General features: G+C 63.0%; 10 protein-coding genes and 1 pseudogene. 5 read left to right on the top strand and 6 right to left on the bottom strand.

What is annotated here, in order from left to right; all coding sequences use genetic code 11:
• Positions 1–34: 34 nt before the first annotated feature.
• Positions 35–895 (bottom strand): restriction endonuclease, encoded by an 861-nt coding sequence (locus AC3WRN_RS16045; protein WP_492623731.1) that lies wholly within the window; start codon positions 893–895, stop codon positions 35–37.
• A gap of 165 nt (positions 896–1,060) precedes the next feature.
• Between AC3WRN_RS16045 and AC3WRN_RS16040 the strand changes: the two genes are divergently transcribed.
• Both AC3WRN_RS16040 and AC3WRN_RS16035 read left to right on the top strand, forming a co-directional pair.
• Entirely contained in the window at positions 1,061–1,399 is a 339-nt protein-coding gene (locus AC3WRN_RS16040) for a hypothetical protein (protein WP_492623730.1), read from the top strand.
• Positions 1,400–1,628: 229 nt separating this feature from the next.
• Positions 1,629–2,327, top strand: coding sequence for a transposase (locus tag AC3WRN_RS16035; RefSeq protein WP_492623729.1), 699 nt, complete (start codon positions 1,629–1,631; stop codon positions 2,325–2,327).
• Between the two features lie 11 nt (positions 2,328–2,338).
• On the opposite strand, the gene AC3WRN_RS16030 is transcribed toward AC3WRN_RS16035, so the two are convergent.
• Positions 2,339–2,698, bottom strand: coding sequence for a helix-turn-helix domain-containing protein (locus AC3WRN_RS16030; protein WP_492623728.1), 360 nt, complete (start codon positions 2,696–2,698; stop codon positions 2,339–2,341).
• A 634-nt stretch (positions 2,699–3,332) separates the two neighbouring features.
• Between AC3WRN_RS16030 and AC3WRN_RS16025 the strand changes: the two genes are divergently transcribed.
• A complete protein-coding gene (locus AC3WRN_RS16025; RefSeq protein ID WP_492623727.1) occupies positions 3,333–4,001 on the top strand; it encodes an XAC0095 family protein in 669 nt (222 codons plus the stop codon).
• A gap of 318 nt (positions 4,002–4,319) precedes the next feature.
• On the opposite strand, the gene AC3WRN_RS16020 is transcribed toward AC3WRN_RS16025, so the two are convergent.
• The 4 genes from AC3WRN_RS16020 to AC3WRN_RS16005 form a co-directional block, all read right to left on the bottom strand.
• Positions 4,320–5,075: a M90 family metallopeptidase gene (locus AC3WRN_RS16020; protein WP_492623726.1), complete on the bottom strand. Its 756-nt coding sequence runs from the start codon at positions 5,073–5,075 to the stop codon at positions 4,320–4,322.
• A 170-nt stretch (positions 5,076–5,245) separates the two neighbouring features.
• Positions 5,246–5,887, bottom strand: a complete 642-nt coding sequence (locus AC3WRN_RS16015) for a hypothetical protein (RefSeq protein WP_492623725.1) — start codon at positions 5,885–5,887, stop codon at positions 5,246–5,248.
• Positions 5,888–5,964: 77 nt separating this feature from the next.
• On the bottom strand, positions 5,965–6,864 hold the full coding sequence (locus AC3WRN_RS16010) for a hypothetical protein (RefSeq protein WP_492623724.1): 900 nt from the start codon (positions 6,862–6,864) through the stop codon (positions 5,965–5,967).
• A gap of 281 nt (positions 6,865–7,145) precedes the next feature.
• Complete coding sequence (locus tag AC3WRN_RS16005) at positions 7,146–7,766, bottom strand: dihydrofolate reductase family protein (protein ID WP_492623723.1); 621 nt, start codon at positions 7,764–7,766, stop codon at positions 7,146–7,148.
• Positions 7,767–8,143: 377 nt separating this feature from the next.
• Here AC3WRN_RS16005 and AC3WRN_RS16000 point away from each other — a divergent pair, with 377 nt between their 5' ends.
• Together AC3WRN_RS16000 and AC3WRN_RS15995 are read left to right on the top strand one after the other, a co-directional pair.
• Positions 8,144–8,968, top strand: a complete 825-nt coding sequence (locus AC3WRN_RS16000) for an SGNH/GDSL hydrolase family protein (RefSeq protein ID WP_492623722.1) — start codon at positions 8,144–8,146, stop codon at positions 8,966–8,968.
• A 58-nt stretch (positions 8,969–9,026) separates the two neighbouring features.
• Positions 9,027–9,320: pseudogene (locus AC3WRN_RS15995) on the top strand (DUF1801 domain-containing protein); the annotation flags it as partial.
• Positions 9,321–9,326: the final 6 nt, after the last annotated feature.

Here is a 9,326-nt window from a genome sequence, read left to right as displayed (position 1 = left end):
CATCTGCTTGGGCGTCATCGCGTACCATCCATCCTCAGGTCAGGCTTCGACCGCTGGGCAAAATCAGAGTTTCCCTAGTGCCGCGGCAAGCTGGATACTTCGCACAACCCCAAAAGTGATCTTTGGTTTGACGATTCGAGCGTTGGACCATATCGGCGCCACACTTTGGGCAGACGGGATTCGATGAAGGTGCCGGGTCCGGTGTGGTCGTAATGACGGGTCTGGTCGTTTCCGTCGCGGTTTTGGCTGGTGCTGGTGTCTGAACTCCGCGCACCATCGCAAGCAACGCCTCACCATGGATCAGCTCGATGGGTTTGCCTTGTGCAAAGCGCTGCGCGTCCGCGGTGTAGTCACCCACCGCGACGATCTTCACCGCAGCGGCGCCGTGATGCGCCAGCAGACCAAACATCTCCCGCACGACCTTGACGTCGACACGCTGCGTCTTCCATTGCTTGCACTGTATGAGCGTGGTCTCGCCATCCTTGCGCAGAATCAGATCGATTCCGCCATCTGCGCCGCCAAGTCCGGCTTCCTGGATGGTGTAGCCGCGACGACGAAACGCCTCACCCACCAGCATCTCGAACTGGCGCCAACTCATGGCGCGAAGGCTATCCAGCCCGGTCTGGGTATTCAGGAGGTGTCTGCGTTTGCGTTGTCCCAGGAAAGATATGAGGGCGCCAATCCAGCAAAGGACAAAGACGAACCACGCGAGTGGCGCGTAGATCCCAGTAGCGGCGAATTTCCCCATGCCTGAAAGATATGGATTGCTGCTCGTGCCGAGAAGCCAGCCGATCCCGTAGCGAATGGCGATATACCCGATCAGGCCCAGCACGATGCCGACTGGCCATGGCATCGAGGCAACGACATCGATCCCGCTTTCCTTGCGTCTGGCCATGTCTCCCCCCTGATTCAATGCCGTCCGCGAACCATAGCGCGAAATCTTGCGACGGGCGACCAACGGAAGGGCGCTGACCCGCTTTGATTGAAGCGGGTAACGACGATACACGAGCGGAGCGGGGTCAACCGGGCTATCGTGCCGTCCTGATCACGAAGATACACTATGACGAAAAGCTACGACCCACCCCTGACCACGAACCCGCATGCTCCCCTCTACCGCGTCGACAAAGCGATCAAGGCAGCCCAGCAAAGGTTGGATGCCGCTATCGACGCGAAGCGGCATCACACCAGCCAAAATCTGGCCCACGAAGTGATCAAAGAAGCTCGCGAAGGACTCAAGAAGTCTGAACAGTTGCGTGTTCTCAAGATCAAGGAACTCGCGCAGAAGGCGGCGGAGACCGAGGCGGCTGGAAAACCGGTGCCAGGAAAAGTGTCAGGGACAATTTCTGACAGCGGTTGGGGCTTGCAGCTAACTGGATCAAAGCCACCTGCAGTTGTTTGATTTGGTCCACAGGCCGGATCGTAAGTGACTCTGACCCGCCTTGGTTGGCGGCGACGTCGACCGGTGTGCTTGCGCGGGCACCGCCAGGGCAGGTCCGCGCAGCGAATTCACTCGGCTGCAAAAAAAGGTGCCAGGGACAATTTCTGACAGGGGATTGGCGGTCGGGATGAGGGTGAGGCGCGGCTTGCACTGATCGCGGTGTGCAGGGCAGTGGGCGATTCTGTCCGGCATGGCCCGACTTCCACGCTTCGAACTTGCCGGCGTTCCGCAGCACGTGGTGCAGCGGGGAAACAATCGTCTGCCGTGTTTTCTGGACGACGAGGACCGCCAGCGTTACCTGCAGTGCCTGCGACAGGCGTTGTTGTGCTTTGGCTGCAAGCTTCACGCCTATGTATTGATGAGCAACCATGCGCATCTGCTGCTGACCCCGCCTGAGGCGGGCGCGGTGTCGAGGATGATGCATACCTTCGCGCGCAATTACGTGGGCTCGTTCAACGGCCGCCATGGCCGCACCGGTACTCTGTGGGAAGGACGCTACAAGGCTTGCCTGGTGGACTCGGAGCGCTACTTTCTGGCCTGCAGTCGCTACATCGAGCTCAATCCGGTTCGCGCGTGGATGGTGGCCCAGCCGAACGAGTACCCGTGGTCGAGCTACGGTGCCAACGCAGAGGGGCGCACGGATCCGCTGCTCACTCCGCATCGCGAGTACCTTGGGCTTGGCAACGACCCGGCAAGTCGCAGCTCGGCGTACCAGGCTTTGTTCGCCGAGGTGTTGTCCGACGAACTTGTCGAAGAGATCCGCATCCATTTGCAACAGCAGAAGGTGCTGGGGACGGATCGGTTCCGGTTGTGGGTTGAAGCCAGGACAGGCCGATTCGCTACCGTGCGGCCGGTCGGACGGCCGCCGGGACGTTCAAATTGTCCCTGACACCTTTTGCCTTACGAGAGGAAATCCACCAACAGCCGCCGCTTGGGCTCGGGCAGGTTGCGGAAGGCATCGAGCAGGCGGCCCTCGTTGTCGGTGAGGCGTCGATAGGCGGGGGATTTTTCTCCCACCCCCAGGTGGACTTGCCCGCGGCCGGTGGCCAGCCATTCGAAGCTGACGTCGAAATCCTTCGCCAGCTCGATGATGCGGGCAAGCTCGGGCAGGGTGAGGCCGGTAAGCCATTTGCGGACGGTCTCGCGCGACACGGCATAGCGGTCGGCCAGGGCGCCCGTTCGTCCGCGTCCTTCCACGAAACGGGCACGGTCCAGCGTTTGCCGTAGGCGCTCCGCGAATTCTTCGTAGGGGGCAGCCATCCAGGTTCCTGTGGTTGCGTCGTCGCCAAGCGTGCACGCGTGGCGACATTGAGTGGTTGCAACGATTGTTGCGCACCCGCATTCTCATGGTGGCACTTTCAAGTTGTTGACAAGTCCACGTATAAGTTGCAATGTGCCAACCATGAAGTGCATCGCAGCCACCGTTGCCAGCCTTGTCGAGCACGTTGCGGCCGGTTTCGCTGCGGCGCGTGCCACCTTCGGAAGTGGCAGCGGGGCGTTGCGCCGGCAGCGGCGCCATGCTCGCGTCGTCAATTCGCGCAGGTGCTGAGCATGAGGTTGCTGTTCGAGAAAACAGGGCAGGGTGCACTTCTCTTGACTTGTCTGACTTGCATGGACGGTCGATTTGGTAGGGCCGGCGCAGCGGGATAGGTGGCTTCGATGGCCAAACGGAGCCGCCAAGAACGGAGTCGGGTTTGGTCGGGTTCACTTGCGACAAATTGGAGGGTTGCACCTGTTCGCCGGTGCAAACCGACGTGATACCTGCGTCGGGCAGGGCGGCCAATACAACATCCTTCGGGGGAATACGCCGCCGTCTGTTGGCGGTTTCTAGCCTCCCGACCTCCCGTCCGTCGTCATGCCGTGGACGGGCAATTCATGGAACGAGGAGGCGACCATGTCGAAGTTCGATTCGGATGATCTGGAAACGACGGGCTATTTCCTGCCGGAGGACAGCCAGTTCCGGCTGAAGAAGCTGCGCGAGTACGTCGAGTTCCTGTCGCATCTGGCGCAGCCGCGGATAGCGGACGAGGAGCGGGAAGGGGTCCCCGAGATGCGCGTGGGCGAAGTGGCGATCTGCCTGGAATTGCTGGCGGAGCAGATCGGGCTCGTGCTGGACGAAATTTCGTGGCCGGCATACCGGTCCGAAAGGGAGGCTGCGCCTGGGGCCGACGCGGAGCTTGGATCCACGCAGGGGGTGCCTGACGGCGCTGGTGGTCGCTACATCTTCGGCGTTACCTTGGACCAGATCGACGAGATCAACCTGCTGATCGGTGTGATCCGGGCCCTTGGCGATGTGGTGATCGCGAACGATGACGCCGAGTTCGCCGCCCACACGCTGTCGACCCTTGGGGATGCGATCTTCTCCAACGCGGAGAAGCTGCGCGACATCATTGACGACGTAAATGCACAGCGGCTCGGGCTGGCGCGCGGTCCGAAGACCGGCGTGGAGGAGGCACAGGCCGTGTACCGCATCGAGCAAAGACACCGCCCCATGGACGTGGCGCCGCTTGGCGCGTGGCCGTTATCCGCAGAAAGGACTCGGGCCCAGTCATTGGCAGCTTAGGCTCTAGGGTCATCACGAGGAGCATAAGAGCATAAGGGGACAGAGCGACGACAGAGCATAAAGCAATAAAGCATAAGGGGCCGGAGGGAATTAAACCGAATTAATTCCCTCCGGCCCCTTCGGGGGCCCAGTACGATGCCGACCGGCCATGGCATCGAGGCAACAACCTCGATCCCGCTTTCCTTGCGTCTGGCCATGTCTCCCCCTGAGTCAATGCCGTCCGCGAACCATAGCGCGAAATTTTGCGGTGGGCGACCAAGGCCGGAAATCAAGGGTCATCGGAACGGGCTCAGGACCGCTTTGATCAGCACTGGGCGTTCAGAACGGATGCTGCCGATAAAACTGCTCGAGCTGCCGATAGACGTCCGGCAAGTGCTGGCGCAAGGTTGCCGGCGCCTCGAAGAATTGCTCACTGGCCACCGCAAAGAACTCGGCCGGGCTTTCCAGGGCATACGGGTCGATCGGCAAGTCGGCTCCGTTGCGTTGTTCCTCCTGCAGGCGGTCCCACGCGCTCGAGAAGACCTGCGACCACGCGCGGCGATCCATGCGCCGGTGCAGTGGCGGAAAGCCGTTGGCGTCGCCGTTGAGCATGTCCAGCTTGTGGGCCATTTCGTGGATGACCACGTTGTGCCCCGGTTTCTTCCCGCTGTTCAGCACGTCCGCCCACGACAGGATCACCGGCCCGCGCCCCCATGCCTCGCCGGCCATCACGCTATTGGTCTGGTGCACCACGCCCGCGGCATCGATTTGTGGGCGGCGTGGGATGAACGCGTCCGGGTACACGATGAGGCTGTGCCAGCCGTCATACCAATCCATGCCCAGTTTCAGGATGGGCACGCAGGCATGCGCCGCGAGCAGGACGCGGTCGGTGTCGTCCAGATGCAAGCCCTGGGTCGGCTCCAGCGACTTGCCCTCCAGGAACAGCGTAGCCAGCACGCGCAGCGTGGCCTGGTCGGAAGCGCCCAGCCGGCGCGCTGCGGTACAGCGCTGCAGCGCATCGCGCCAGAGCGATTCGGCGATCGGGTGGCGGGCGATGGTGCGCCGTACGCGCCAGTTTCTGATTTTGTCGAACATGGCCACATGCTGGAGGGAGTCGCAGGATCAAGAGCATCGGGGCCGAAGCGCACTTTCTCAAGAATGAAGAGTACGGGTCAGGGTGCACTTCGGGGGCACTATCTCAGGATCGCCGGGTTTTGCGGGGACGTATGCGCCACTGCACCAGACAGGCTACGCAGAGTTCCTGTCTACGTAAGCGCCTTCCTGAGTAGCGTCTCATAGAGCTGAAGCCGTAGCCTGACGCTGATCTGCAACACGCTCAGCCAGTAGCCCAAGACCATTACAAAGATCAAAAAGATTTCCACCCAACTGAGGTGCGGCGGCCAGTGCATGTCCTTGAATTGCAGGTAGAGCGCAATGACGATGGGGAGTGCACCGAGCTTTTCGATGCTGCCGGTGAGCATGGGAAGCTTCTCTTTCATCCGCTCGTTGCGATAGCCGACGAATTCGCTCAGCGTTTCGCGTTGGTCGAGCGGGAAGGTTCGTAACCACTCGACCAGTGCCAGATGATGAGGCAAGTCGAAATCCAGCTCCTCGGCAAAATCACGACGCTTGCTGGCAAACGTCGGCCACTTCTTCGGTTTCTGGGAGATCGCAGCGATGGCGACACCGCCGATTTCCACAGCCAGGCCGATCGAGACGAGCACAACGGTGTAGATCTCGTTGCTTGGGAGTAGCTTGCCGCACAGCAAACCAAACAGCGCGCCGGCAGCCGCAGCAGTGAGTCCCCATTTGGCTTTCCTCGGAAAGGCAGCCGTATCCGATGGAGATACCGGTAGCGCCTCGATCCTTGCATCCAGCGCCGCAAATGTGAGCTTTGGTGATTCCATGCCTTGCTGCTCCCTGTGGATTCGCTTCCGCAAACCGGGGTCAGCTCAACCTGACCCCGTTCGCTTTATAAGGCAGATCAGGCGGTGAGCGCCGGAGTTATGTCAGACACGATGTCGTCGCCACACACATCGCGCCACAGGTGATACATCACCCCGAACATCATCGTAAACATCACCAGAATCAGGGCGATATAAAACGGGATGATCACCACGAGCACCAGCCAGGAGCTGATGAGTTTGGCCAGCAGGGCGAGCAGCATGGCTACGATCAAAAGGACAATGCCCACGACGATCCAGGCAAGGATGGAACTCAGTGCGAACAGGAGCAGCGGCAACACGTTCTTCAGCGCGCCGGTGACGCCGTCGCCGATGGCGCCGAGCACGTTGCGCCGGTTCAGCGCGACCTGGCCGAGGCTGATCGCATAGAAACCCATCATCAACAGACCGAACACCATGAGAAGCGCCACGGCGACCCAGAACCCGCCGGGCAGCGCCGGTGGCGGCTGCTGGTTGACCTGTGCAGCCATCGCTTGCATGTACCAGCTGACGATGCCGCTTCCCGCCGTCACCATGATGATGGCGATCCCGGCGATGTAGACCACGAAGTTCGCCAGTCCGAGCCCGATCAGCCGCCATGCCTCGCCTTGTCGATAGGGCTTGAAGATGTCGAGTGCACGGGCCGGCTGCTCCCGCTCGGCCGCATCGACCAGCTGCAGATAGCCCGCGTAGAGCGGGATGATCAGCAGCCCGAACAACACGGAGATGGCCATGATCAAAACGGACGTTGTCATGCTCGGTGGTGTGCCCGCGCTCATCGCGTGGAATTGCATCGGCATCGTGATCAGCGACGGCAGCAGGCACGCCACCATCAGGAAGGCTGCCCCTCCGAACAACGGCTTCGGATGGCGGAAGCCCACGCTGATGCCGTTCTTCAGCCAGCCAAAGCCGGCCGACGGTCCCTTGGATCGTGTCGTCATGTATTGCTTCCCCGATGATCGGCGCCCCCGCGCCGTGCAGGCCGAGCATAGCGGGTAGCGGCCAAGGCCATCCAGGCGTACTCGAATTCAGGGAGAACCAGAAACAAAGGGGTAGAGACATTTACTCGTTGTCAAATGTCTCCGACCCTTTTCTTTGGTGCGCCGTACACGCCAGTTTCTGATTTTGTCGAACATCGCTACAACTTGGAGGGAGTCGTAGCGAAAGCAAGCGGGAAAACCCGGGTCCGCGCGTACTTTCCTGGCGACGCTGTGGTCGTCGATCAGCCCTGTTCGAACGATCCCGTCCGCACCTCGCCCTCGCGGACGTAGCGGTTGACCAGCGTGCCGGTGGGCGTGGTCCTGGATGTTTCGAGCCGGAAGGCCGCCGCCTGCGCGCGCTCGTCGAACAGGCGCTTGCCGCGGCCGAGCAGGATCGGGCAGACCAGCAGGAGCAGCTCGTCGACGAGGTCCGTGGCCAGCAGCTGGTGCACCAGTTCGCTGCTGCCCTGGGTGACCAGGTCGGGGCCGTCGCTGCGCTTGAGCCCACGCACCGTGGCGACGATGTCCGGCCCCAGGGCATGGCTGTGCTGCCACCCGAGCGTGTCGGGATGGTGGGTGGCGACGTGCTTGGCGGTGCCGTTGAACAGGCCGGCGATGCCCCGCTGCGGCGCATCCGCCGGCACGTGCGGCCAGTACGCGGCGAAGATGTCGTAGGTGCGGCGCCCGAGCAGCAATTCGAACGGGCGGGTGAACACGCCGCCCATTTCTTCTTCGGAGTCGTCGGCATAGGGCCAGTACCAGCCGCCGTGGACGAAGGTGCCGCTGCTGTCTTCCTCCGGGCCGCCAGGCGCCTGCATGACGCCGTCGAGGCTGATGAACGCGGGAACGATGAGCTTGCGCATGTCGGGTCTCCAGTGTGGGTCGAGGGGGCTGCCTGTGTTCCCGACGATCGGGATGCCGGGAAATCGACGCAAGGTGCCGCCATTCTGCCGTTCGCCGTCAACGGGGGCCGCGCTGCCGTTGCTGGACCCGGCGCTGGGGGAATGAAATACCGTTGGCCGGGGCCAGGTCGGGCACTCGCCTCTCGCCCAGCCCGCCGGGATAAAGATATCGGGGCCAATGCCCGGCCACGCCCGCTACGATGAAGGCGGCGGATAACGCCGTAACGTGCAGGCTCCACATCGGCCCTTTCCGCTGCCCGGGGAGGGGCTGCCGACATTTCCCCCGCGGTATCCTGCTTACCCGTTGGCTCTGCAAGTCTTGCGTGGAGGTTTCGAGCATGGCGTTTCGGTCGGTCTTTATTGTCGCCTTCATGCTTCCCGCCGGCGTTGCCGGGCCGCTGCATGCCACCGGCCAGGCCGCGGTTTCCGCCTCCGCCCCCGCCTCCGCCCCCGCGGTGCCCGTCGCCATCAATCCGCTCTACACCATGCCGCCGGCATCGGTCACTGCCGAGGATGTCGCGTCGATGCAGCAGCAACTGCTGGACTGGCCGCAGCTGGGCCGCTACCGCGATGACAATGCGCAGTTGCCGGCGCCGGCGCCCGGCGAGGCGCGCGTGGTGTTTTTCGGGGACTCGATCACCGATGCGTGGGGGCGCGCCGAGGGCACCCGCTTTTTCCCCGGCAAGCCGTACGTCAACCGCGGCATCTCGGGGCAGACCACGGCGCAGATGCTGCTGCGTTTCCGGCAGGACGTGCTCGCGCTTCGTCCCGCGGCGGTGGTCATGCTCGCCGGCACCAACGACCTCGCGGGCAATACGGGCCTTGCCACGTTGCCGATGATCGAGGACAACTTCCGCTCCATGACGGAACTGGCGCAGGCCAACCACATCCGGGTCATTCTCGCTTCCGTGCTGCCGGTCAGCGACTATCCGTGGCATCCGGGCCTGCAGCCGGCCGGCAAGGTCCGCGCGCTCAATGCGTGGCTCAAGTCCTATGCTGCGTCGAGTGGCGCCACCTGGCTCGACTACTACAGCGCGCTGACCAACGCGCAGGGCGGCATGGATGCCCGCCTGGCCGGCGACGGCGTACACCCGACGCCCGCGGGTTACGCGATCATGGCGCCGCTGGCCCAGCAGGCCATCGAACGGGCGCTGGCGAAGTAGCGCCGGTACCCCGGCGGTGGCCCCTCGCGCGGTTGCGCGCTGCCGCCTTCCCGGCGACGGCCTGCCGGTGTGGTACCGCGCCGGGATGATCTGCACCGGCGAGACATGCAAGAGCGCCGTGAAGATGACCTTCGCCAAGGGCGCCTCGCTGGGCGACCCCGGGGGCCTCTTCAACGCCAGCCTCGAAGGCAACACCCGGCGCGCCATTGATCCCCATGAAGGCGACGCCATCGACGGGAAGGCGTCGAAGGCGCTGCGCGCCACGATGGCACTGAACGAGCCATCGTCAGGCCAGGGGCCAGTCGGCGGGCGAACGGTGACGCCATCCGGTTGCACGAAGGGCCCGCGGTGATAAGTT

The sequence above is a fragment of the Rhodanobacter sp. FW101-FHT13A11 genome (genome assembly GCF_058790335.1).
Note: the sequence above shows the minus strand (reverse complement) of the source record. Positions and strands in the feature narration are given on the sequence as shown.

Bases quoted from the DNA above. Each gene is read 5' to 3' on its own strand.
- AC3WRN_RS16045 (WP_492623731.1), bottom strand. From the start codon at position 895: ATGGCCAGACGCAAGGAAAGCGGGATCGATGTCGTTGCCTCGATGCCA.
- AC3WRN_RS16040 (WP_492623730.1), top strand. From the start codon at position 1,061: ATGACGAAAAGCTACGACCCACCCCTGACCACGAACCCGCATGCTCCC.
- AC3WRN_RS16035 (WP_492623729.1), top strand. From the start codon at position 1,629: ATGGCCCGACTTCCACGCTTCGAACTTGCCGGCGTTCCGCAGCACGTG.
- AC3WRN_RS16030 (WP_492623728.1), bottom strand. From the start codon at position 2,698: ATGGCTGCCCCCTACGAAGAATTCGCGGAGCGCCTACGGCAAACGCTG.
- AC3WRN_RS16025 (WP_492623727.1), top strand. From the start codon at position 3,333: ATGTCGAAGTTCGATTCGGATGATCTGGAAACGACGGGCTATTTCCTG.
- AC3WRN_RS16020 (WP_492623726.1), bottom strand. From the start codon at position 5,075: ATGTTCGACAAAATCAGAAACTGGCGCGTACGGCGCACCATCGCCCGC.
- AC3WRN_RS16015 (WP_492623725.1), bottom strand. From the start codon at position 5,887: ATGGAATCACCAAAGCTCACATTTGCGGCGCTGGATGCAAGGATCGAG.
- AC3WRN_RS16010 (WP_492623724.1), bottom strand. From the start codon at position 6,864: ATGACGACACGATCCAAGGGACCGTCGGCCGGCTTTGGCTGGCTGAAG.
- AC3WRN_RS16005 (WP_492623723.1), bottom strand. From the start codon at position 7,766: ATGCGCAAGCTCATCGTTCCCGCGTTCATCAGCCTCGACGGCGTCATG.
- AC3WRN_RS16000 (WP_492623722.1), top strand. From the start codon at position 8,144: ATGGCGTTTCGGTCGGTCTTTATTGTCGCCTTCATGCTTCCCGCCGGC.